This is a genomic window from Peribacillus sp. NPDC097264, from assembly GCF_050277925.1.
GTDB lineage: Bacteria > Bacillota > Bacilli > Bacillales > DSM-1321 > Peribacillus.
Genome location: NZ_JBNNSR010000001.1, coordinates 206,405 through 231,070 on the forward strand (window position 1 = coordinate 206,405; position 24,666 = coordinate 231,070).

Annotated in this window: 20 protein-coding genes and 1 other RNA gene; 6 read left to right on the top strand and 15 right to left on the bottom strand. The window is 41.3% G+C overall.

Annotated elements, in window-relative coordinates:
• Positions 1-257: 257 nt before the first annotated feature.
• The 3 genes from ACQKL0_RS01065 to ACQKL0_RS01075 all read right to left on the bottom strand — a co-directional run bounded on the left by ACQKL0_RS01065 (position 258) and on the right by ACQKL0_RS01075 (position 3,864).
• Positions 258-2,327, bottom strand: coding sequence for a Na+/H+ antiporter (locus ACQKL0_RS01065; protein WP_402954456.1), 2,070 nt, complete (start codon positions 2,325-2,327; stop codon positions 258-260).
• A gap of 315 nt (positions 2,328-2,642) precedes the next feature.
• Positions 2,643-3,440, bottom strand: coding sequence for a formate dehydrogenase accessory sulfurtransferase FdhD (fdhD, locus tag ACQKL0_RS01070; RefSeq protein ID WP_427685766.1), 798 nt, complete (start codon positions 3,438-3,440; stop codon positions 2,643-2,645).
• Positions 3,441-3,501: 61 nt separating this feature from the next.
• Positions 3,502-3,864 carry a DUF2294 domain-containing protein gene (locus ACQKL0_RS01075; RefSeq protein ID WP_402870818.1) on the bottom strand — a complete coding sequence of 121 codons (363 nt, stop codon included), beginning with the start codon at positions 3,862-3,864 and terminating at the stop codon, positions 3,502-3,504.
• A gap of 335 nt (positions 3,865-4,199) precedes the next feature.
• On the opposite strand from ACQKL0_RS01075, the gene fdhF reads away from it, so the two are divergent.
• The 3 genes from fdhF (at position 4,200) to ACQKL0_RS01090 (ending at position 8,797) form a co-directional block, all read left to right on the top strand.
• On the top strand, positions 4,200-7,133 hold the full coding sequence (gene fdhF, locus ACQKL0_RS01080) for a formate dehydrogenase subunit alpha (RefSeq protein WP_427685768.1): 2,934 nt from the start codon (positions 4,200-4,202) through the stop codon (positions 7,131-7,133).
• A gap of 17 nt (positions 7,134-7,150) precedes the next feature.
• Complete coding sequence (locus tag ACQKL0_RS01085; protein ID WP_427685770.1) at positions 7,151-7,624, top strand: DUF1641 domain-containing protein; 474 nt, start codon at positions 7,151-7,153, stop codon at positions 7,622-7,624.
• 123 nt (positions 7,625-7,747) lie between these two features.
• Positions 7,748-8,797 carry an Mrp/NBP35 family ATP-binding protein gene (locus ACQKL0_RS01090; RefSeq protein ID WP_427685772.1) on the top strand — a complete coding sequence of 350 codons (1,050 nt, stop codon included), beginning with the start codon at positions 7,748-7,750 and terminating at the stop codon, positions 8,795-8,797.
• A 15-nt stretch (positions 8,798-8,812) separates the two neighbouring features.
• On the opposite strand, the gene ACQKL0_RS01095 is transcribed toward ACQKL0_RS01090, so the two are convergent.
• From ACQKL0_RS01095 to secG, 10 genes are all read right to left on the bottom strand, one after another.
• Positions 8,813-9,802, bottom strand: a complete 990-nt coding sequence (locus ACQKL0_RS01095) for a nuclease-related domain-containing protein (protein WP_427685774.1) — start codon at positions 9,800-9,802, stop codon at positions 8,813-8,815.
• Positions 9,803-10,215: 413 nt separating this feature from the next.
• Positions 10,216-11,871 (bottom strand): FAD-binding dehydrogenase, encoded by a 1,656-nt coding sequence (locus ACQKL0_RS01100; RefSeq protein WP_427685776.1) that lies wholly within the window; start codon positions 11,869-11,871, stop codon positions 10,216-10,218.
• 196 nt (positions 11,872-12,067) lie between these two features.
• Positions 12,068-13,057 (bottom strand): ketoacyl-ACP synthase III, encoded by a 990-nt coding sequence (locus ACQKL0_RS01105; RefSeq protein ID WP_427685778.1) that lies wholly within the window; start codon positions 13,055-13,057, stop codon positions 12,068-12,070.
• Positions 13,058-13,154: 97 nt separating this feature from the next.
• Positions 13,155-13,499: a hypothetical protein gene (locus ACQKL0_RS01110; protein WP_427650392.1), complete on the bottom strand. Its 345-nt coding sequence runs from the start codon at positions 13,497-13,499 to the stop codon at positions 13,155-13,157.
• A gap of 303 nt (positions 13,500-13,802) precedes the next feature.
• Positions 13,803-15,563: a methyl-accepting chemotaxis protein gene (locus ACQKL0_RS01115; RefSeq protein ID WP_427685780.1), complete on the bottom strand. Its 1,761-nt coding sequence runs from the start codon at positions 15,561-15,563 to the stop codon at positions 13,803-13,805.
• 376 nt (positions 15,564-15,939) lie between these two features.
• Positions 15,940-16,302, bottom strand: a transfer-messenger RNA (tmRNA) gene (gene ssrA / locus ACQKL0_RS01120).
• Positions 16,303-16,425: 123 nt separating this feature from the next.
• Complete coding sequence (smpB, locus tag ACQKL0_RS01125) at positions 16,426-16,893, bottom strand: SsrA-binding protein SmpB (protein WP_402870780.1); 468 nt, start codon at positions 16,891-16,893, stop codon at positions 16,426-16,428.
• Positions 16,894-16,952: 59 nt separating this feature from the next.
• Positions 16,953-19,322 carry a ribonuclease R gene (gene rnr / locus ACQKL0_RS01130; RefSeq protein WP_402991324.1) on the bottom strand — a complete coding sequence of 790 codons (2,370 nt, stop codon included), beginning with the start codon at positions 19,320-19,322 and terminating at the stop codon, positions 16,953-16,955.
• A gap of 33 nt (positions 19,323-19,355) precedes the next feature.
• Positions 19,356-20,102 carry an alpha/beta hydrolase gene (locus tag ACQKL0_RS01135; RefSeq protein ID WP_427685782.1) on the bottom strand — a complete coding sequence of 249 codons (747 nt, stop codon included), beginning with the start codon at positions 20,100-20,102 and terminating at the stop codon, positions 19,356-19,358.
• Between the two features lie 134 nt (positions 20,103-20,236).
• Entirely contained in the window at positions 20,237-20,470 is a 234-nt protein-coding gene (secG, locus tag ACQKL0_RS01140) for a preprotein translocase subunit SecG (RefSeq protein WP_402870772.1), read from the bottom strand.
• Positions 20,471-20,647: 177 nt separating this feature from the next.
• On the opposite strand from secG, the gene ACQKL0_RS01145 reads away from it, so the two are divergent.
• Complete coding sequence (locus ACQKL0_RS01145) at positions 20,648-21,196, top strand: hypothetical protein (RefSeq protein ID WP_402870769.1); 549 nt, start codon at positions 20,648-20,650, stop codon at positions 21,194-21,196.
• Between the two features lie 55 nt (positions 21,197-21,251).
• Entirely contained in the window at positions 21,252-22,070 is an 819-nt protein-coding gene (locus tag ACQKL0_RS01150; protein ID WP_427685784.1) for a M15 family metallopeptidase, read from the top strand.
• A 171-nt stretch (positions 22,071-22,241) separates the two neighbouring features.
• Here ACQKL0_RS01150 and ACQKL0_RS01155 read toward each other — a convergent pair whose 3' ends face one another.
• A complete protein-coding gene (locus ACQKL0_RS01155; RefSeq protein WP_427685785.1) occupies positions 22,242-22,880 on the bottom strand; it encodes a hypothetical protein in 639 nt (212 codons plus the stop codon).
• Positions 22,881-22,988: 108 nt separating this feature from the next.
• Here ACQKL0_RS01155 and ACQKL0_RS01160 point away from each other — a divergent pair, with 108 nt between their 5' ends.
• Positions 22,989-23,228, top strand: coding sequence for a YesK family protein (locus tag ACQKL0_RS01160; RefSeq protein ID WP_427685787.1), 240 nt, complete (start codon positions 22,989-22,991; stop codon positions 23,226-23,228).
• Positions 23,229-23,350: 122 nt separating this feature from the next.
• Here the strand turns inward: ACQKL0_RS01160 and eno are convergent, their stop codons facing one another.
• A complete protein-coding gene (gene eno, locus ACQKL0_RS01165; protein ID WP_427685789.1) occupies positions 23,351-24,646 on the bottom strand; it encodes a phosphopyruvate hydratase in 1,296 nt (431 codons plus the stop codon).
• Positions 24,647-24,666: the final 20 nt, after the last annotated feature.

The window sequence follows — 24,666 nt, forward strand, 5'->3', positions numbered from 1 at the left end:
TATATAGTAGTGATGAATGTTTTCTTTTCTATATTTCAATTATAGTTACATTCTTCAACCTACTGTAGTCATAAACGTCAATGAACTCATATGACATCTGTCATATACCCGTCTTACAGTCGCATTTAACCACCCTATTATTTCCTTTTTTTCTTGTTTTACGCATGAAATGGTGGAAATGACAAGAACCTACCTGATATTCCAGAAAAAAGCAGATTCACCTCGAACGGCCGAAACACATACTGGGAATCATCAATTTACTGACTTTGGATCATGAGCATTTCATCATAAACCAAGTTTTGTCTAAGCTCCGTTGCTGTTTTAGTGGATATTTGATCCTCTTCAACCATTTGCTGAATGATATCACGTTCGATCTGCATCGCATTCAATTGAAAACGACTGACCATCTCTTCGAAACGATTTACTTCTTTTTCACTTAGTGTTCCGAATGGATTCAAATAATGATTATATCTTTGAATGACCAGCATGACTTCATGACGGTTTTCTGGAGTAGTTTGTTGTTTGATTACCATCATCGCTTCTTTTTGTGCCTCTTTTTGTGCTTTACGGAACTCCCGGATCAGGTCCGCATTTTTATTAATAGAGTTCTCTAATTTGTTTTCCCACTTTTTATCCCATTTGACATTGATCTTGTTTTTGATAAAGAGGGTCTTCCAATTAATCCACGCTCTTTTCAGAGGTGATTTTTGCATATAGTTTAACGTTCTTGAAACATACACCTTATAAAGCTCAAAAGTTGTTTCGGAGATAGCCCCTTTTTGAACTAACCCAAAAACGACTTCCATTTCCTTGCTGGTCCCTAGCTTCATCAAATCCTGTATGGTCTTATTATCCGGCCTTTTCGTTATTCCACGTTCCAAATCTATCAATTGTTCATTTAAATCTTCCATTACTTGATGAATCGCTTTCTGATTATCCATGGTTGCCTCTTTACTCAGCAGTTGGATTGTCTTATTTAACACAATTTTATAAGCTTCTTCAGTAGTAAGACGCTCATCCTCAGATTCAGTCGGTTTCCTTATTAATATCGGTAAAAGAAATGTAGCCAAAAAGACGCTTAGCAAAATTACACAGGCCGCGATAAATAAGACTGTATTACGCATCGGGAACGCCGTGTCATCCGGCATTAAAGTTGGTATGGATAAAGCGGTAGCTAAAGTTATGGTACCATGTATGCCACAAACTGATGCCAAAAGGGCATATCGCGATTTTGACACATTCTTATCATCCACAACGTTATTATCTTCAGGATGAACCCTGGACATAATAAATTGTTCCAATGGATTCACTCTGTTTTTCGTGAAAGTATCATGAAGAATGTATACCCAAATAAAACGGATCACCAATAATAAAAGTACAATCAAGACGCTAATTCCAAAAAGAGTTCCCCTATTTAAGTTGGACTCAATTTCCTGATAAACACTCGGTATCATGAATCCTAATAAAGTAAATACAAGACCATTCAAAAGATAACCTAATACAGACCATGTATTCGTAGATATAATTTGCAACTTGGTTGTGGAACTCTGAAGGCGATCCCGCTCAATGCCATGTATGACTCCTGCGGTAACCACTGCTAAGATTCCAGAAACATGGAACTCTTCAGCAACCATATAAATCACAAATGGCGTAATCAGCTCAATAACAATGGACATAGGAATTTCCTCTAGTCCATGAACCCGTAGGAACAATCGCAATTTAACGATTAAATAGCCCAGAAGGAGACCTATAATAATCCCACCTAAAGACACAAATAAAAAATTAAGCGAAGCATCTTTTATAGAAAAGACGCCCGTCAATGCAGCTGCCAAAGCCACTTTAAAAGCAACGATTCCGGCTGCATCATTGAAAAGCGATTCTCCTTCAAGGATGGGCATCATGTTTCCGGGCAATTTCAAGCCTTTTGTAATGGATTGTACCGCTACTGCATCCGTTGGGGTAATGGTCGCTGCTAAGGCAAAAGCCACAGCCAAAGGCATATCTGGAATTAACCAGTGGATAAAAAAGCCACCTGCAAAAACAGTCACGAATACTAACCCAAATGCCAATAACAGAATCGGCTTACGCAACTCAAGCATTTCTTTCCGAGATGTGTTTTTTCCTTCTGTAAATAGGAGGGGAGCAATAATACAAATCATAAATAATTCAGAATGAAAGTCTAATGATAAGTGGAGCGGTAAAAATGAAATGACTGCCCCCATGGCTATCTGATATATAGGGAGCGGAATACGAGGCCATTTAGCATTTAAGATTGTAGCGACTATTGTGGAAACTAATAAGCCGAGCAAAGTGATTAAAAATGACATAGAATCCTCCTATCTTCTAATATTTTGTACGGTTGCCTCTAAAAAGGTAAAAAAGCAGAGATATTTTAAAGCGATATCACCACTTTTAAAAATCGTCCCTACTTATAATGTGTATATCTTTTAAAAGAAACTCTCGCATTAATCATGCATATTTTGTTGTATTAACGATAATTGATATACCCCTTAGTTATTCATTACAAACAGGTATGACAACTTTCAAGTTTCATTTTATTATCAACTGATTTTTCATTTGCAGCTAAAAGACGTCAAAATAAAACCCGAGTGGATCAGCAATCCACTCGGGTCTAATAACTTCTATTCATTTAGTTGAATCCGGTCAGGACAAGTATAAATATTCATCGAATCATTACGGATAAATCCGACGGTAGTGATTCCCAACCCTTCCGCTAGCTCCAACGCCAATTCAGTTGGTGCGGATTTAGAAAGGATCAACTCGCATCCGATCTTCGCCACTTTCAACAGTATCTCCGATGAAATGCGCCCACTGAATACAATCGCTTTTCCTTCTAAAGATATACCATTCTTCAAGCAATACCCATAGATCTTATCCAATGCATTATGGCGCCCGATATCCATTCGGCTTAATACAAGCCCATTCACATCACACAATGCCGCATTATGGACACCACCGGTTTGTTGGAACGTCACCGCGGACTGTTGCAGGTCCTTCATTAAGCGGAAGCAATCTTCCGGTGTTAGCCTTACCGTCATATTCTCCATCTTCTTGGCGGTCAGAGCATCGTTTACGAAGACGAAACCTTGTCTACTTCCTCCACAGCATGAAGTAATATAACGTTTATTCTGAAACTCTTGGTAATAAGGATTCAGCTTATCCGTTTTGACGTGGACATATCCTTCTTTTTCCTGAAACCAAATTTCTTTGATTTCTTCATATTTACGGGTAATCCCTTCCGAGGCTAAATAACCGATGACCATATCTTCAATGTATTCCGGTGTACATACCATCGTCACGAACTCTTGCCCATTTATCTTCACTGTAACGGGAAATTCCGTCACAACCGTGTCTTCCGTCTGCTGGACTTCCCCTTTGCTAATGCGGATGATCTCCCGTTTTTTCTCTATCTCCTTCATGCCTTCACTCCTCATTATCTACACGAACTTCATGCCCCTTATATAAAACAGTAAAATGATATCAGTTCGATTTTAGTTTTCCTGCTATGTCCTGGTCAAATACAAACACAGAGATGGCTATATTTTCCTTCACTTTAATATCAGAAAACAAATGAACCAGGTTCGCACCGACCAACTCTTCCATTCCCTCTGGAGGAGCAACCGAATAAAGATCCTGAATCATTTTTGTCCTAGCTGAATGAACCATGTCTTTGCCCTCTTCCGTACTCGAAATGAATATTTCCGTCGGAGTCAAATTCCCATATAGCGTGGAAACAGCCATATTATCTACAAAAACCGTATGAATACGCTCTGGCCCTTTTCCGAATAGTTCTTTTCGGAGCTTTCGAATCATATCATTGAATTCATGGATTACTTTTGACATCTTGATTTCGCTCCTAACATATGATATTTCATCTAGTATTTCCTTATCATAAAGCAATAAGATTAAAAAAAAAAGTTTATTGAAAATAACTACTTTTCTCATACTGATTGTTTCTTTTTATAATTAAAGGTATAATACCTTTGTGAAAGTTGGTCACATAATAAGATTTGTTATGTTTCTATCTTTTATCCATCATTTATATAATGGTTTGGATTGGTATATTGGCAAGATTTGCTTTTAAACTTTTCCACCATGACTTACATCACTGTTCAGAGACAGAGGTGTAATCATGGTGGTTTTTTTCGTGTTTTTTGGTAATAAGAGGGGGAAAAATTATGAGCGATTCAATTACTATTAAAATCAATGGCTTGGATTATAAAGCAAAAACTGGATCGACAATCTTGGAAGTTATCAATGAAAATAAGATAGCCCATCCACAGGTTTGTTATGTTCCTGAAGTAGACCCGATTCAAACATGCGATACGTGTATCGTGGAAGTGAATGGGAAACTTGTTAGATCATGCTCGACAAAAGTCAATAGCAGCATGGATATCTCATTGGATTCAACAAGTGCAAAAGCAGCACAAAATGAAGCAATGGATCGTCTTCTTGAGAATCACCTATTATATTGCACAGTTTGTGACAATAATAACGGCAACTGTAAACTGCACAACACTGTAGAATTAATGGAAATCCCGCACCAAGACTTTACGCCTAAAACTACACCGGATTTGGCTGTGGACATGTCCCATCCATTCTACCGCTATGATGCGAACCAATGTATCGCTTGCGGACAATGCGTAGAGGTTTGTCAAAATCTACAGGTTAATGAAACGCTATCCATCGATTGGGAAGCAGAACGTCCACGTGTTATTTGGGATGAAGGAACTGAAATCAATAATTCATCATGTGTGGGTTGCGGACAATGTGTAACTATCTGTCCATGTAATGCGTTAATGGAGAAATCCATGCTTGGAGAGGCTGGCTTCATGACAGCCATGAAAGAAGATATTATGGAACCAATGATCGACCTAGTTAAAGATGTCGAGCCTGATTTCAGCGTAATTTTCCCTGTTTCTGATATAGAAGCAGCTATGCGTGATACACGTACGAAGAAAACGAAAACGGTTTGTACGTTCTGTGGTGTCGGCTGTTCATTCGAAGTTTGGACAAAAGGGCGCAAAATCCTTAAAGTTCAACCTACGCATGAAGGACCAGTTAATGCGATTTCCACTTGCGTTAAAGGGAAATTTGGTTGGGATTTCGTAAACTCTGAAAAACGTATCACTAAACCATTGATCCGTAAAAATGGTAGATTCGTTGAATCAAGCTGGGATGAAGCCCTTGACTTGGTTGCATCAAGACTTGGTTCAATCAAACAACAATACGGTGGCAATTCCGTAGGATTCATTTCTTCATCTAAAATCACGAATGAAGAAAACTATGTGATTCAGAAATTAGCACGTCAAATGTTCGAAACAAATAACGTCGACAACTGTTCTCGTTATTGTCAATCTCCTGCGACAGACGGATTATTCCGCACAGTCGGTATGGGTGGAGATGCTGGTACGATTAAAGATATCGCTGCAGCAGGACTTGTCATCATCGTCGGTGCAAATCCAGCCGAAGGACATCCTGTTCTAGCCACACGCGTAAAACGTGCACATAAGCTACACGGACAAAAACTGATTGTTGCCGATGTACGTAAAAACGAAATGGCTGAGCGTTCTGACATCCATATCAGTCCAAAACAAGGTACTGACCAAGTTTGGTTGATGGCCGTTACTAAATATATGATCGACCAAGGCTGGCATGATCAAGAATTCATCGATGAAAATGTTCACTTCTTTGACGATTATAAAGAGATACTAGAAAAATATACCCTTGATTATGCAGAGTTAAACACAGGAATTTCAAAAGAAACATTGATCCAAATTGCAGAAGCGATTCGCGATGCAGATGGTACTTGTATTCTTTGGGGAATGGGTGTTACACAAAACACTGGTGCTTCCGATACGTCGGCTGCCATCTCTAACCTTCTATTGGCTACAGGTAACTACCGTCGTCCAGGGGCTGGAGCTTATCCGCTTCGTGGCCATAATAACGTTCAAGGTGCTTGTGATATGGGAACTCTACCGAACTTCCTACCAGGATACCAACGTGTTACGGATGATGCTGCCCGTGCTAAATTCGAAGAAGCATATGGTGTCAAAATTGACAACAAACCAGGTATGCACAATATTGAAATGCTGGAAGCCATTGAAAAAGGCGACATGAAAGCGATGTACCTTGTCGGTGAAGATATGGCACTTGTTGATTCTGATGCAAACCATGTGGATAAAGTATTATCAAGCCTAGACTTCTTTGTTGTTCAAGATATCTTCCTTTCTAGAACAGCCCAATATGCAGACGTAGTATTACCGGGAGCTCCTTCTCTTGAAAAGGATGGAACATTCACGAATACAGAGCGCCGTGTCCAACGTCTATATAAAGCACTTCCTACTTTGGGAGATTCTAGAGCGGACTGGGAAATCACCCAAGAAATCGCTAACCGCTTAGGTGCAAATTGGAATTACACTCATCCTAGTGACATCTATGATGAAATGGCAAGCCTGTCACCTATTTTCAGCCAAGCCAATTACGAAGTACTTGAAGGCTGGAACAGCTTCCTATGGGGAAGTCATGATGGATCAAGCACACCGCTTCTTTATACGGATGGCTTCAACTTCCCTGATAAAAAAGCTCGCTTTGCCATAGCTGATTGGGTAGAACCACATAAATTCCCTGAAGAATTCGATCTTCATATCAATAATGGACGTATGCTTGAACATTTCCATGAAGGAAATATGACGAATAAATCTAACGGAATTCAATCTAAGGTTCCTGACATTTTCGTTGAAGTTTCTCCGGAGTTAGCCAAGGAACGTCAAGTGAGTGATGGCGGATTAGTTCGATTGGTATCACCATATGGTGCCGTCAAATTGAGAGTGCTGATTACAGACCGAGTGAAGAAAAATGAACTATTCCTACCGATGAACTCAGTCGACAAGGATTCAGCCATCAACTTCCTGACTGGTCCTATATATGATCAACGTACAAGTACACCTGCTTATAAACAAACGAAGGTACGTATGGAAGTGCTTAAAGAAAGCGGAGAAATTCCATTGCCGGGATCTAACCCACGTAATAAAAAACGTCACCCTCAAAATGGTGTTGAGGTTCAACGTAAGTGGGCACGCCCAGGTTATGTACACTTAACAGATAAATAATAAGGAGGGTGAAGATCATGGCAGCTCCTATCACGGAAATCCATAATCCTATAACAGAGGAAGAAATCAAGTTACAGAAAATCGAAGAACTAAAAATGCTCGTCACCGATAATGAAGAGATGTTAAACAGTGTGTTTAACATCCTCGGTGAGCTGAACGACTGCGGCGTGCTTGATGCCGCCACTTCGATGCTTAGAGGAAAAGAACAAATAGCAAAAGTCGCTCTTGGACAAGTAACCAGAGAACCCGTAACCAACTTAATCAACACGCTTATGGGTGCAACTGGAGCCTTGATGAAGGCTGATACTGACCAAGTGACAAAGCTCCTTAGCAGCGCACTTGCAGGCATCGATGAAGGTAGCAAATTCATTGAGACCGATAAAAAAATCGGTGTCATGAATTTAGTAAAAGTATTGAACGACCCCGACATTAATCGTGCAATTGGTTTCGGCATCCATTTCCTAAAAGGAATGGGTAAAGAACTAAAATAGTAACAAAAATTTAAACAGACTATCCCCAAGTCGAATGTAAACAATAAATAGTATGAAGGCTTAAAAGAGGCATCAGCCTCTTTTGAGTCTTTTTTAAAATTATAACTATAAAGGACGGATGAAATGATAACAAAAGAAAACGTCATAGATGCCTTAAAACACGTTCAAGATCCGGAGTTGAATAGAAGTATCGTTGAACTGAATATGGTTCGAAACATCAATATCATGGAGGGACATGTTTCATTAGAAGTTGTCCTTACCATTCAAGGATGTCCACTAAAAGCTAAGATTCAAGAAGATATCGAAAGCTCTTTAAGAAAAATCGGTGCATTAAGTGTGTCCTTGAAATTTGGTTCAATGACCAAAGAAGAACGGGAAACATTGACGAAAGTATTAAAAGGCAACGCGACAACCGAGACTGGTATGCCAAAAATGCTTGCTCCTGATTCAGGTGTGAAGTTCATTGCCATCACAAGTGGTAAAGGCGGCGTCGGCAAATCTACCGTGACAATCAATCTTGCAGTAGCACTAGCACGATTGGGCAAACGTGTCGGTATTCTGGATGCTGACATTTACGGTTTCAGTGTTCCGGCCATGATGGGCATCACCCAAAAACCGACGATGATCGACCAAACTGTCATTCCTGTGGAAAGCCACGGTGTAAAGGTCATGTCGATGGGCTTCTTTGCAGCCGATGATAACCCTGTTATGTGGCGCGGACCAATGCTGAACAAGTGGATCAAAAACTTCCTTGTGAACACGCATTGGGGAGAATTAGATTACATGTTGCTTGACTTACCTCCAGGTACAGGTGACGTAGCGATCGATGTTGCTGCCATGATTCCACAAGGTAAAGAAATCATCGTAACTACACCACATAATGTCGCCTCTTTTGTTGCGTCAAGAGCAGGTGCAATGGCCAAGCATACGAAACACGAAATCGTCGGTATAATCGAAAACATGGCTTACTTTGAAGAACAAGATGGATCGAAGAACTACCTGTTCGGAAAAGGCGGCGGAGAAATGCTTGCGAAACGTCTTGGAACAGAAGTGATCGCGACCATCCCATTCTCGAACCGTAAAGAAAACAACGACGCCAACGTTTTTGATGAAGAATCCTACATTGGTGAAACTTTCGCATCATTAGCGGAAGACTTAGTTAATCAATCCTAATAGGTAGAGGCTGGCTCAATTGGAGTCAGCCTCTTTTTCATATTCGAAAGGCAACCTATACACTTTCCCCTTATTCACCCCTTCACTGACAAGGTCCATGGAACGCAAAATCCTTGTCGCACTAGCAGAAGATGAAACACGTAAAAACTCCCTTAATTGTCGATTCGTTATCGTGGGACCAAGTAGGAAATAATAATCTTTTAATGCTCGAATATGTCCATCTTTACTCTCGTGCTCACACCTGGAGCATCTCCATTCCCTACGCTGCTTCAATAATGGAGACATCAAACACTTCTCACAGATGACTCCTTTTATAAGGTCCTCCATGGAAAGATTGAACCGTTCGAGAACGGAAGCATCCGCTTCAGTATGATGCTTATTGATGATTTTGATGATTTTTTTCAATTCTTTATCACTGAGACTTGGTTGGTTGATGGATTTTTCGATTTGGTGGATTTTAAAAGGTAGGGTATCACGATGGATGACTTTGTAATGAAGATTTCGGTTTTCAGGATTCGCGCGGATAATTGTTTGAGGATTACTAATTACGACCAGAGAGTAAATTGGGGGTTCTGTCAGCCCATGTTGCAAAAACCAACTCTTCAATTGTGATTCATGACGCTCAATTTGAATCAGGGGATCTGGAAACCCCATCTCTTTTCCGTCTTTCGTCCGTATGAGCTGATTAAAAGTGGAATCGAAATAGAGGGAACCTGCTATATTCTTCACTTCGATGATGAGGATGAATTTTCTGGATAGTAATAACGTATCAATTTGGAAAAAACGAGTTTGATCCTGTAACCTGATATCATGGAATATGAAATACTCCTTCGTTTCAAGAAAACTCAAAGGAAAATCGATAGCGCACTCTCCCCTATAGCCAGCTTCCTTTTTACTAAGTTCACTCATAATAAAGGGGATTTTCGGATGGGCTGGTGGAAGCCTGCGCAACAAAGCCTGTAATTTCAGGATAGAAAGCGGGATTTTACGTTCCTTTATAATCATTTGATCACTCCAATCTTGTTATTCTCTCCATAAATTCTATGGCAGAACGTGATATTCCTTTAAACTCTCGATTTATATCCTCCGAATGAGTTTTATCTTCGCTTTTCGAATATTTATCTTCACAAACGGGATTTTATCTTCGGAAAATGCTCTTTTATCTTCCCATTTATCTGATATATCGATTTTTCGACAATATCAGATAAATTTCATTAAAGACTTGCTGATATTACAGTCCGTCCTTTGACGTTTTATCTTCAAACTTTGGATTCTAATTGTGAAATGTTATATCAACCAAATTAAGGACTTTATCTTCACTTTCCGAATATTTATCTTCACAAACAGGATTTTATCTTCGCAATTGCATATTATATCGATTTTTCGACAAAAAAAGGACCAGCGCCCAGGCAAGTCCATCAATCTATATTATCTGCAATCGCACGTCCAGCCTGTCGCCCCGAGAATAGGCACCCACCCAGAAATGTCCCTTCCATGGAGCGATAACCGTGGACACCGCCACCTCCGAATCCGGATACCTCGCCTGCTGCATAAAGCCCAGTCACTGGCTTTCCTATTGCGTTAAGGACTCGACCAGATAAATCCGTCTGCAATCCTCCCAGCGTCTTTCTACTGACTATATGTAACCGTACAGCAATCAGCGGGCCCTTTTTGGGGTCCAGGATTTTATGGGGAGAAGCCACTCTCACAAATCGGTCACCGATATAATTTCGCGCCCCCCGCATGGCCGTGATTTGCAGGTCTTTCGTGAATGTGTTGTCCATCTCCCGGTCCCTCGCTAAAATTTGCCTTTCAATCTCTTCAGCACTCAGTAAATTCTCCCCAGTAATCTTGTTCATGCCATCGACCAGTTCCGATACTGTACCTGCAATGACAAAGTCCTCACCCTTATCCATAAAAGCTTGTACGGGAGCTGGAGCACCGGGCAGTACACGGGATAGAACCTTTCGAATGCTCTTCCCCGTCAAATCGGGGTTTTGTTCAGAACCTGACAATGCAAACTCCTTTTCAATGATTTTCTGCGTCAAGATGAACCAGGAATAATCATATCCGGTCTTCTGGATCGCCTCAAGCGTCCCCAACGTATCGAACCCAGGAAAATTCGGGGCTGGAAATCGTCGCCCTTTTGCATCCAGCCAAAGCGACGACGGACCTGGGAGAATGCGAATCCCATGCTTATCCCAAACCGGGTCCCAGTTTTTGATTCCTTCCGTATAGTGCCACATCCGGTCGCGGTTGACGATCCTCCCACCCGCTTTTTCCGTGATGGCCAGCATCCTTCCGTCCACATGCTCCGGTACACCGGAAATCATCGTCTTCGGCGCTTTCCCAAGTCGAGCTGGCCAGTTTGTTCTAATCAAATCATGATTGGCACCAATTCCACCGCTTGTGACAAGGACAGCCTTCGAATGAAAGGTAAAATCCCCGACCACTTCCCGGGAACTCGCCTCACCTCGGCCTGCCGAGCTTGGAACGAGTATCGATCCTCCCACCCCGATTACCGCGTCATTTTCCGTCATCAATTCATTGACCCGATGGCGGGGGCGGTAGTCGACAAGCCCCTTTTCCATTGCCCTGCGAACTCTCTCTTCAAACGGTTTAACGATGCCAGGCCCTGTCCCCCATACGATATGAAACCGCGGAACCGAATTGCCATGGCCTTCAGCCAGATAGCCACCACGCTCAGCCCAGCCGACTACCGGAAAAAAGCGTATACCTTGGGAGGATAGCCATTCCCTTTTTTCCCCGGCAGCGAACTCGACATACGCCTCCGCCCATTTCTTGCCCCAATAATCTTCGTCCTCTTCCCTATCAAAACCAGCGGTCCCCAGCCAGTCCTGCCAAGCAAGTTCCTTAGAGTCCCTGATTCCAAGCCTACGCTGCTCAGGTGAATCCACAAGGAATAAACCACCAAAGGACCACCATGCCTGCCCACCCATAGATGCTTCAGGTTCTTGATCCAAAAGTAGAACCCGCTTCCCGGCATCAGCTAGCTCCGCCGTGGCCACTAACCCTGCAAGACCAGCTCCGACAACGATCACGTCCATTTCCATTTATATTCCCCCGATTTTTAAAATGTGCCCGCCTTCGATTCTATGCTTTAGTCCTTATTCCCTGCAAGATCATGATTTCCTTCTTAAATAAAAAAATGCCTAAACTGTCTACGACAATTTAAGCATTGGTTTTCAACCGATATATGATTTAAAATATATGTTTACAAGACTTCTTCATAATGAAAATGCGCGTGGTTCAATACTTAAATAATATAGCAATCAATTCAAATCCTGCACCAACAGTCCAGAACAAGACATAGTCACCGCGTTGAATCTGGTCCGTTTCTATTGCTTCATGAAACGCAATGAAAGGACTACTTGTACCTGTGTATCCAAAGCGATCTCCCACGTAGGTAATTTGCTTATCCTCGATTTTCAGATTTTCTTGAATCTTAAGGATGTTCCCTAAAGCGAATTGAGAGAAACAATAGGATTTAATATCGCTTACCTTCAAGTTATTTCTTTCTAGAATCTGATTGATCATATTATATGTAGGCGGTAGAGAATCTGAAGCATCAAAAGGAAGCCATTTTATATATCTTCCGTTGCCCGTGCCTTTTAGTGTCTTTGACAATCCGTTTACCGGATAGTTAATGAATTCTTGATGCATCGGATCCGTATAATAAATGGAATCAATAAAACCAGTATTTTCTTCTGTTTTTTCTAGAATCACTGCCGCAGCCGCATCTCCATAATTAGCATATGTAATTTCATCATCCGGGCTACTCAATAATGAATTGTAATCTGAACCCACGATTAATGCTTTTTTAACATAAGGATTGGATAACATATATCGACTGGCTTGATCTACTGCCACTAACATACCAGCACAGTTTGCATTGGAATCTAGAACAATCGTATGATTATTTGCCTCTATGGCTTGATGGACAAGCACTGCATTAGTTGGATAAGTGGTTTCAGGAATCTGGGTGCTAAATACAATCATATCCATATCTTTTCCTGACAAGTTAGCTTTTTGAAGCACCCGTCTAGCTGCTTCAATTCCCATCGTTAAACCATTTTCTTCATCATTATCAATCAAATACCGTTCTTTTCTTCCCATAACATTTAAAAAGTTTTGAATGTTTTTTCCTTTTTTCTCTTGGAAATGTTTTAGGTAAAAATCATTACTTACGGATTTTTCCGGGTGATAGATTGCGACGTTCTTAATTCTGATGTAAGACATATCGTGTTGTGTTTCCCCTTTATATTTTATGACATTTAGAACCTGTGAAGTTTCTTATCTCTTTTAAAAGCAAAGATTTTTTTAGGACGAGCATCTTTTATATTTTCACTACTTCTACTTGTGAAAGACCCGTATTTCGCGCTAAACGTGCCAATTGCATTTTCAAGATTGTACTATCTTTAATTTTGAAGATGATTTTTTTGAATCCGGACTGTTTATATAGTTTATAAGAACCTTCTAATTCAGGAATCATTTGCGATGTAACGACATTCATTGTCGTACAATCAATTTCCAATGTGTAAACAGATGCGTCGATTGACCCTACCATTTTGTGATAATCGTTCGTGAATGCCTGTGCGTCGGCTGGTGTAAATGAACCACCTACAAACATCTCTATTACCTTTTTGCTTGAATTGATGTTAATATCGTACTTCTTAGTCATGATGAACCCCACCTTTTAAGTAGATGAAATATAAATCCGTCCTGAAATGAGTATAATGTTCCATTTCCTTTTGCCTGTATATATTTTATCGGCCACTCTATATTTTTTTTAACATCAAAAGTCATTTAATATTCTCTCGGTGAAGGAAAGATCAAAAGCGTATGTCCCCTGTTTGCGCACTCAATTGACGTTTTAACACTTTTATTTTTTTGTAAGATTTATCCTCAGAAAAACTGCACCCCATTTGTTAGATACAATTGGGGTGCAGGTAAGTTCATTATAACTTGATGCTTTTTTTTATATTTACACTTTGAATTGATCCACTAGTTCTTGAAGGTTGCCTGCCATAGTGGTAAGTGCATTGGCTGATGAAGTGATTTCTTGCATAAAGGCTAATTGTTCCTCTGTCGCTGAAGCAACATTTTGAGAATGCATAGATGTTTCTTTTGAAATGTTCGTGATATCAGCAACTGTTAAGGAAACCTCATGGGCGCCTGCAGAAATGATTTCAGATATGAATGCCATTTGTTGGACAAGTTTACCCGATTTATCCAATGCGAGACGAATATCACTAAAGCTTTCTTCAGTCTGTCTAACAATTTCAAGTCCTTCATTTACATCTGTTTTTACTTGATTAATAGAAAAATTAGACCGTTCCATATCTCCTTGAATTTCAATAATTAATTCCGAAATTTGGATAGCTGATTTCTGTGATTGTTCCGCTAACTTACGCACTTCGTCTGCCACTACTGCAAACCCCTTACCTTGTTCACCCGCTCTTGCCGCTTCAATTGCTGCGTTTAATGCAAGTAAATTCGTTTGATTCGCAATCTCTGTAATTGCCTTTGTGATGTCACCGATTTCTTTAGACCTCTTGCCTAGCAATTTAATTACCTCGCCGCTTTCATGAACAGAAGTATGAATAGCTTTCATTTGATTCACAGTTTTATTAACAAACCCTTCACCATCATAAGCCTTTTCAGAGGCATGAGAGCCTGCAAGGGCAATTTCGGCAGAATTATTGGCCATGGTCTGAATACCCTGTGAAACTTCTTCCATCGCCTCGCCAGTCTCTTCTATTGAAATCGTTTGACTTTCTGCTCCACTAGCTACTTCTTGTATTGACTCCGTAATCTGTTCAGTAGCCTTACTTGTTTGTTCCGTACCAGCTGTTAGTTGTTCTGATGAGGAGGCAACTAGCTCGGAAGTCCGCAAAACTTTTTGAATCATGATTTTAAGATTATTACTCATGAGATTAAAATGATTTGATAATACACTGATTTCATCTGTTCCATTGTCTTTTAACACAGATCTGAAATCTCCCTTGCCTGCTAATTCTAATACATGTGAAACATTCGTTAATCTTTTCTTAAGTCTCTGTGTAAACCAGATTGTAAGTATTCCAGATAATACAATGATTCCGGTTAAGACTATGATGAAGATCTTGAAGAAGGATGACAGTGTTGAGTCAACAATTTCTTGTGATACTCCTACATACAATACTCCGATTGCTTGTCCATTTCCATCTAATAGTGGCATATAAGCAGTCTGTAATATACTACCAACCACTTTAGCTTCACCTCTATAATTTTTACCTTGTATTAAAACGACATCTTTCACTTCTTCTGAAATTTTCGTTCCAATAGCCCGTTCTCCATTATTCAGCACATTCGTAGCAACTCGGGTGTCTTCTTGGAATAATGTAACTGTGTCACCAGTATCTTTTCCAATAGTATCAACGAGGTCGAAATTCCCGTTCATTGCCACAGTACCCTTATATAATTTTCCTCCGTCTATTTTCCAATCTCCAGGATACTTCGTATCTATGAATCTGTAAGCTGAAGCTAAATCTCCTTTTGCTTTCTCGACTGATACTGTTTTGACTCCTTTTGATACTTGTTGCACTACCACAGCACCTACGATTACGGAAAAAAGCAATATGATTCCTAATACAATGAAATTTATTTTTGCGCCTAAGGTAAGCTTGAATTGCATTTTTCTTAGCTTCCGCCTCTTATTCCTTGGCTCATTCTTACTTTCCGATTTGTCTATCGAGTTATCCATTTCTAACTCTCCCTTATATCTAGTAATATTGACCACTCTCTTGTACGTTGAACGGATAAGAGTTTTCTCTAAATAGTTATCGGCAGATATTTTAAATTATAAAATCCACTATCTGGTAACCATAAGAAATGAAGCGTATATCTCGTTAGAAAAATGGATTTTTCCTATGATATAAAGGAATTATTTTAATTGTTAGGAATCAAAATTATTATGATAGTTCTATTGGGAGAGGATATTCATTAGTAAGGTGCTTATTCTTTAGTAGTTGACGCATTTGGCTCTATAGGAGTATTAGGAGAATAAAAAGAGGGAATTTATTTTATTATTCTTGTTGGACATTATGTCCCAAAACACAAAAAACCACCAATATATGTATTGGTGGAGACGGTGGGAGTCGAACCCACGTCCAGACATAACGGCACTTAAGCTTCTACGAGTGTAGTCGATATATTCGCGTTTCGCGAACTCATTAGCCTATCGACAGGCGGCAGAGCAGCTAGTCTGATTGGTCTCTTCCTTCATCCTCAGACGGTGGATTCCGGCGTATCCCACTTAGAGTGAGTCCCTTACCCTACCACGTGGGCCATGGAGGGAGGAACAGCTTAACGTCTGTTGTTACGCAGCGAAAGCTAGGTTGTTGTTTTGTTTGCCAGTTATAGGCGTTGACGTTTTAACGAGGCCGATCCCCTCGACTCGCAACTTAAGCTCGAACTATCCCTGTCGAATCCGTAACGTCCCCATGATAAGAATGGAGCGTACGAGAAAAGAATAGTCAGCAAGTTGGCTGATATTCAGTTGTCATCGGTACAGGTTTAATTATAACAGATTGAATCAAAAAATCAATTGTAAGGTCTTGGTAACCCTACATCTTTTGACGATCGCGGAAAGCACGTTCGATATCACGTTTTGCTTCTTTCTTCTTCAGGTCATCACGCTTGTCATATTGTTTCTTCCCTTTACCCAACCCGATTAAAACCTTGGCGAAGCCATTTTTCAAATACATTTTCAATGGGACGATGGTGTAACCCGTTTCCTTCGTCTCACCGATCAGTTTATTGATTTCCTTCTTGTGTAAAAGAAGCTTCCTTGTCCGCAAAGGATCATGGTTAAACTGGTTCCCCTGCTCATAAGGGCTGATATGCATATTGTAAAGGTAGATTTCGCCGTTTTCTATCTTGGCAAAGGCATCCTTCAAATTCAGCCGTGCTGCACGGATGGCCTTGATTTCGGTCCCTTTTAATACGATACCCGCTTCAAATGTTTGTTCGATAAAAAAATCATGGTACGCTTTTTTATTTTGCGCTAATTGCTTTCCTGAGCCTTTTGGCATCTAACTCTCCCCTTTTATCCAATCGGAGAGAGGATGACTGGATCATCCTCTCTTCCGTTTTATCTCTTTTTAGGTTTTCTTTTACGCTTCGCTGCCGGCGCATTTTCAAAGAACTTTTTCTTCTTTTTCGGCTTTTTGTCAGAAGAAGCTCCACCGTTTCGGGTGTCACCACTACGGCCGCCTTTGCGTTCCGATCCTCTTGAATCTCCGCCTTTGCGCTTTCGGCCGCCTGGACCTGAATTGGCCTTGAAGATTTTCTTCTCGCCTGAAGGACGCGGACGGCTTACTTTCATGCCGATGATTTCAAAATCAATCGCCCGTTCTTCTTTATTGACGTTGGATACCCGAATGTCGATTTCGTCGCCAATCCGGAACACTTTTCCTGTCCGTTCCCCGATCATTGCAAGCTGACGCTCATCAAAGCGGTAGTAATCGTCTGTCATGAAGCTGACATGGACAAGCCCTTCGATGGTATTCGGCAACTCGACAAACATTCCGAAATTCGTAACGGAGCCGATGATCCCTGTATATTCTTCTCCGATTTTATCAAGCATATATTCTGCTTTCTTTAAATCATCCGTTTCCCGTTCCGCGTCAACGGAGCGACGTTCGCGTTTCGATGTATGGTCCGCGATATCCGGTAAAATGGCATTCCACTTCTCTTTAGTCGCTTCATCGAGTTTCCCTTCGATCAAATACGTCCGAATTAAGCGGTGGACGATTAAATCTGGGTAACGGCGGATCGGTGATGTGAAATGAGTGTAAAACTCGGCCGATAGACCAAAGTGACCCAGGCTTTCCGGATCATATTTTGCTTGTTGCATGGAACGGAGCATGACGGTCGAGATGACCGTTTCTTCAGGCTTACCAGCAACGGCTTCGATGATGTCCTGCAAAGCCTTTGGATGTACATCATTGGCAGATCCACGGACGATATATCCGAAGTTCGTGATGAATTCAAAGAAACGTTGTAACTTTTCCGGTTTCGGATCTTCATGAATACGGTAAATGAATGGCACATCAAGACGGTTGAAGTGTTCTGCAACAGTTTCATTAGCAGCAAGCATGAATTCTTCAATCAGCTTCTCTGCGACTGATCTTTCACGTAAAACTACATCCGTTGGGTGGCCTTCTTCATCAACAATTACTCTGGCCTCATTGAAATCAAAGTCGATTGCCCCGCGATTCATCCGTTTCTTACGAAGGATGGCAGCCAATTGCTCCATATTCTGAAACATTGGAACAAGGGATTCATAGCGTTCCATTTGTTCTTCGTCTTTATCGACAAGAATCTTGTTCACATTGCCATATGTCATCCGTTCCGTCGTTTTAATGACACTATCGAAAATATCATGAGAAACGACTTCCCCATCCGGTGTGATTTCCATTTCACACGATAACGTGAAGCGATCGACCTGCGGATTCAATGAACAAATCCCATTCGATAGACGATGCGGGATCATAGGAATGACCCGGTCAACCAAATACACGCTCGTCCCTCTTTCAAGTGCTTCCTTATCAATCGGTGAACCTTCTGTCACATAATGGCTGACATCGGCAATATGTACGCCAAGCTTATAGTTGCCGTTTTCGAGTTTAGTAACCCCAACAGCATCATCCAAGTCCTTCGCGTCCGCTCCATCTATCGTAACCAATACTTCATTGCGTAAATCCCGGCGGTTTCCAATTTCGGATTCTTTGATGGTATCTGAAACAGCATTAGCTTGCTCCATCACATCTTCAGGGAATTCCATCGGAAGGCCATATTTATGGATGACGGATAGAATGTCTACACCTGGATCATTTTTATGACCGAGGATTTCAATGACTTCTCCCTCTGCGCTGACGCGTCCTTCCGGATAAGAGGTAAGCTTAACGACAACTTTATGCCCTTCCACCGCTCCATGGGAAGCATGCTGGGGGATGAAAATATCATTGGCGATTTTCTTATCATCTGGGATGACAAATCCGAAACTTTTGCTTTCAGAATATGTACCGACCACTTGTTTGATCCCACGTTCAAGGATCCTGATGACTGTACCTTCCTGTCTTGAACCAGATGTTTCCGATGAAACCCGGACCATGACAATATCTCCATGCATCGCTGTTCCTGTTTCATTCGGCGGGATGAAAATATCATCCATTCCCGGGTTATCTTCCGGCGTCACAAAGGCAAATCCCTTTGCATGTCCGGTTAATTTACCACGGAATAGATTCATTTTTTGAGGCAGGCCATAACGATTGCTTCTCGTCCTGACAACCAACCCCTTTTCTTCCATCTTAACTAGCGCCTTCACGAAATTCTTGAAGTCCGCCGAGTCTTCGATTTTAAGGGCCTCTTCCAATTCTTGTACCGTAAGTGGCTTATATGCTTCATCTTTCATGTATGTCAGAAGCTTATTTATATGTTCTTGAATATTATCTTCCATAAAAACCCTCCTATTCAGGGTATGATTAATTTATTATTCGGACCAATCCAGGCTTTCTAAAAATTCTAATACATCTTCATGCAGCTGTTCACGCTCTTTATCAAGGGTGATGACATGGCCGGATTCTTCATACCATTTGAATTGCTTAACGGGCGACTCGACAGCTTCATAAATAATATCGGCACTTTTTGAATTGATAACATCATCATGTCGACCCTGGACGACAAAAGTCGGTGCGTAGATATGATCTACGTGCTCACGTACATCCGTTATCAATTCTTGAAGAGCTTTTAATGTACGCATGGGTTTATCAGCAAAGCGGCCCATTTCCTCTTCGATTTGATCTTGCTCTTTTCCCTCGTACTTTTTAAATTCTCTAGCGTAGTCCAATACTCCTTTATACATCGCTTCTTCACTTTTGATATACATAGGCGCACACATTGATACGATACCCTTTATAGGTACAGTGTAACCTAATTTGAGAGAAAATACGCCTCCTAATGACAGTCCGGCAACAGCAATTTCCGTATGGCCTTTTTCTTTTAGAAAATCATAGGCCATCATCACATCTTTCCACCAGTCAGAAGGACCCGTTTCCACCAATTCTTCAGGTGGGACACCATGTCCTTTATAGTGCGGCGCATGGCAGGTATATCCTCTCTTTTCGAGATATCGTCCAAGCATTCGTACATCGGCGGAATTACCCGTAAATCCATGTAAAAGTAAGACCGCCCTTTTTCCACCTTCAAAGGTAAAGGGCTTTTGCAGCTTCATTTTCATATGTAATAGGCTCCTTTAACTGTAACTGTCATCATCACTTGTTTTTATAATTTCTAAATTAACTATAGCTATTCCTGCAACTATTGTGCAAAGAAAAAAGCCTAGCTATTTAGCTAGACTCATTTTTTGATCCATTACACATCAAAGTACGCAACAAGTAAAGTTAAAGCAAAGAATAAAACAGCTAATACGATAGTTGCCCGATGAAGAACAAGGTCTAAGCCGCGTGCTTTTTGCTTTCCGAATAACTGCTCAGCACCGCCAGCAATCGCACCTGATAAACCTGCACTTTTTCCTGATTGAAGCAATACCGTCACGATAAGCGCGATACTGACAATCACCAAAAGCGTTATGAGTAATGCATGCATGCAATTACACCTCCTGAAGAACCAATAAACAATTACCTTAACTTTACCACACCCATAAGGTATCCACAATCATTGTTATGGAATAATGGAAAGAATTCCTAGACTTCATAGTCATTGTTTTCTTTTTGAATCAAAATTTGAGATAATTCACTTAAAAGAGAAGAAAGAGGTGTTCCTATGTTTAAGCCCATACTCCGGATTCTTGATATACTGACCATCCTATTCTCCGCGGTAGCCGGTTACTCCCTTTGGGCAAACGGCAGTAATTTAATAAGTGTCCTGTTAATCATTCTCTCACCACTTCTACTGCTGCTAGCCAAGTATCATGGAAACCGATATTTATTATTTGCTGCATATATCACGACAACCATTTATTTTACTGCTATTATTTATAATGGACTTTCAGATAGCAGCATCGACTTTTTCCAATCGGGCATCAGCGTCTTATTACTAGGATTAGCGGCCTTTTTATTGAGTATCATAGCCGCCGTCATAGGGTTTGGTACGAATACGCTTACCATTCTCTGGCTCGCCTTACATGCGCTTGTCAGCTTTGAAACAGTTACGATGAACAGTGCTTCCGGGTTCCTTTCCCACTTTTGGACAACCCCCGTGGTCGAAGCCGCCATCCGTAATGATTTTCCTTTCTTATTGATGATCATCTGGATTGGCTTGTTTCTAGATAAATACCAGCGGGAGTTAACAAGGGACTATTTATCCCGATAATATTCTTAGAACCTTATTTTTTTGGAAATCTTATTTATACCAAGGAGCTTTTCGTATGTTAAAACCTATATTCACCGCAACCGCTCTTTCTTCCTTCATCTTACTAGCTGGATGTTCGTTCGATTTTTCATCGGATGAGAAGATAGAACAAAACGAAGAACAATCATCCCAGAATGCCTCAGAAGAAACGCAGAAGGATGATTCTGCAGGGCAAGTCAAACATCAAGTTGCCGTCGATACAACGGCAAAACCTGCCCAGGAAGGCCTTCAGACATTAGCCGAGCCTGAAAGTATACCAGTCCTGGTCAATAAACAATACAGCCTTCCCGAAAGTTACAAACCGGCTGACCTGATCTACCCTAAAGTCGATTTCATCTTCGAAGATAAAATCGAGAAACGGATGATGAGAAAAGAAGCCGGTAAAGCGCTAGAGAAAATGTTCCAAGCGGCTGAAAAAGACAATATGCATCTAGCCGGCGTTTCCGCTTACCGTTCACACCAAACTCAGATCGCCATCTTTAGTAACTACGTCGCACAGGACGGCGAAGAAAAGGCTAAAACATATAGTGCCCTGCCTGGAACAAGCGAACATGAGACAGGGTTATCCATTGACGTCACAACACATGACGGGGCCTGTGCTGCCCAAGACTGCTTTGGTGACTCAGAAGAATCTGCATGGCTTGCAAAGAACGCCCACGAGTATGGATTCATCATCCGGTATCCTGAGGGGAAAGAGGATATCACGGGCTACAAGTATGAACCATGGCACATCCGCTACGTCGGTGTCGATGTCGCTACAGAGATATTTGAGGCCAACAGCACATTGGAAGAATATTATAACGCTGTACCGGTAGAAGCCAGTACTAAGAAATAACAATAATGAGGGGGTCCGAGGGTGGACGCCCCTTTTTTTGAGTTTAATCAAACGTTTGATTAAACCCATTACTTGCTGGTATCTCTAGCTTTAGACGTTTATGGAACAAAAGAAAGTGCCTCTAGTTTCAATGGTAATTCACTGCTCTCCCTTGAACAATACAGGGGGATATTAATGAACCTGTAACAATTGGATTAACTCTATGATTTCTTCATCCTCACCCGGATCGACGTACAAGTGCTTTGCATGGGTAATCAGGTCGGTATAGAACTTCTCACCAGCGGGATACCTGCCGTCCCACCGTAAAGGGACATTATATATATGAATCGTACCGTCCCCATTGCTAGAATACGTAACGGATCCATCCACCAAGCGAGAACCTGCTAACTGAACAACATCTTTTGGATAGGCAGCACTGGTGTCATCATTAGGATTGAGCGGGGTGCCTGCCGGAAAATGCCTCACATTCAATTCATCAATATCCTGATTCGCGCCAAGCTGCAACCAAATTCTAGCATACTCAATCTGTTCAGTAGAGTACATGGATAGTGTTTCTTTCCCTTTCTTATCACCTGTTTGTTTCCCATCACTTTCCGGTGAGGGAGCGATGTCATTCGCCGCTTCGTCATCTGCCCCCCCTAGCTCATCTGTAGCTTCACTCTCATCTATGCCGGATACCTCTTCTGAATCTGTCATTTCATCTTTTCCTGAAGAATCAACTGCGGATTCTTTGCCAGCACATCCTACAAGCATTCCGGATAACAACATTGAAGCCCCACTAAAGAAAAGCTTCCTAGTTAGCTTTTTCATCGTCACTCAGTCCTTTCTAATCGCACCCGTCGTATTTATCCTTTCTAAATTGTAGTATATTGGAAATTTATGCTAAAATCATTATAAAATATATGAGGAGTGGGTTTGATGATGATTGTTGGACCTTTAGGGGTTGCCCTTATACCTGGCATACTCATAGTATCGCTTGCGTGGTGGTTCAGTAAAAAAGACTATCCCCGTCTACTCAAGATGTTACCAGGAGGCTTAGGCATCATTTCGGCACTTATTCTATTTTATATTGGTTTCGTTCACATCAGAGGATTTGAAGGGGCCGCATATGGTTTACTTTCCTTTTTTCTCATACTATTTGCTTGTATTTCCTTCTAAATGGGTCAAAAAAGGAACCATACACGATAAGGAAAACCCTGAAAAAGGGGAAAGGCATGTAGATTATGTGACAGCAAAAAAAATAAGGCACCGCTTCTCGTCAGAAGCGGCGCCTTTTTTCATTATTTCTTCAAGTTATAGAAAGATTTCAAGCCACCATAGACAGCCAAGTCACCAAGTTGGTCTTCGATGCGAAGAAGTTGGTTGTACTTAGCAATACGATCCGTACGGGACATGGAACCTGTTTTGATTTGCCCTGCATTTGTCGCAACAGCGATGTCAGCGATCGTTGCATCCTCTGTTTCACCTGAACGGTGAGAAACGACTGCTGTATAACCAGCGCGTTTAGCCATTTCGATGGCATCGAACGTTTCAGTCAATGTACCGATTTGGTTTACTTTGATTAAGATGGAGTTGCCGATACCTTTTTCGATACCTTCAGCCAATTTTTTCGTGTTCGTAACGAATAAATCGTCACCAACCAATTGAACCTTTGTTCCAAGGCGTTCCGTTAGAAGCTTGTGACCCTCCCAGTCATTTTCGTCCAAGCCATCTTCGATAGAAAGGATTGGGAACTCATTCACTAGCTCTTCATAGAAAGCGACCATTTCTTCAGAAGTCACGCCATTGCGTCCTTCGCCAGCAAGGTCGTATTTGCCTGTTTCTTTGTTATAGAACTCAGAAGAAGCAACGTCCATACCAAGATAGATGTCTTCGCCAGCTTTGTAACCAGCTTTATCGATTGCTTCGATGATAACTTGAAGGGCTTCACGGTTTGAACCAAGGTTTGGCGCAAATCCACCTTCATCACCAACAGCTGTATTTAAGCCTTTAGATGAAAGAACCGATTTCAATGCATGGAATACTTCTGCACCCATACGGACGGCTTCTTTAAAGCTAGGAGCACCGACAGGAAGAATCATGAATTCTTGGAAGTCCACATTGTTGTCCGCATGTGATCCACCGTTAATGATGTTCATCATTGGAGTCGGAAGTTGTTTAGCATTGAATCCTCCAAGGTAGCGATACAATGGTAGTCCTGAGAATTCTGCTGCAGCATGGGCAGCGGCCATGGAAACACCAAGAATCGCATTAGCGCCCAGGTTCCCTTTGTTTTCTGTTCCATCTAATTCAATCATCGTTAAATCAAGACCAGCTTGATTGGTTACATCCAAGCCGATGACTGCTTCAGCAATGATATTATTTACGTTATCAACTGCTTTTTGTACCCCTTTGCCAAGGTAACGAGATTTATCTCCGTCACGAAGTTCAACCGCTTCGTGTTCTCCTGTTGATGCACCAGATGGCACGATCGCACGGCCAAAGTATCCTGACTCTGTTTGAATTTCTACTTCTACTGTTGGATTACCACGTGAATCTAGTACTTCGCGTGCATATACATGTTCGATATACGGCATTTAAATCTCTCCTTTTTTAT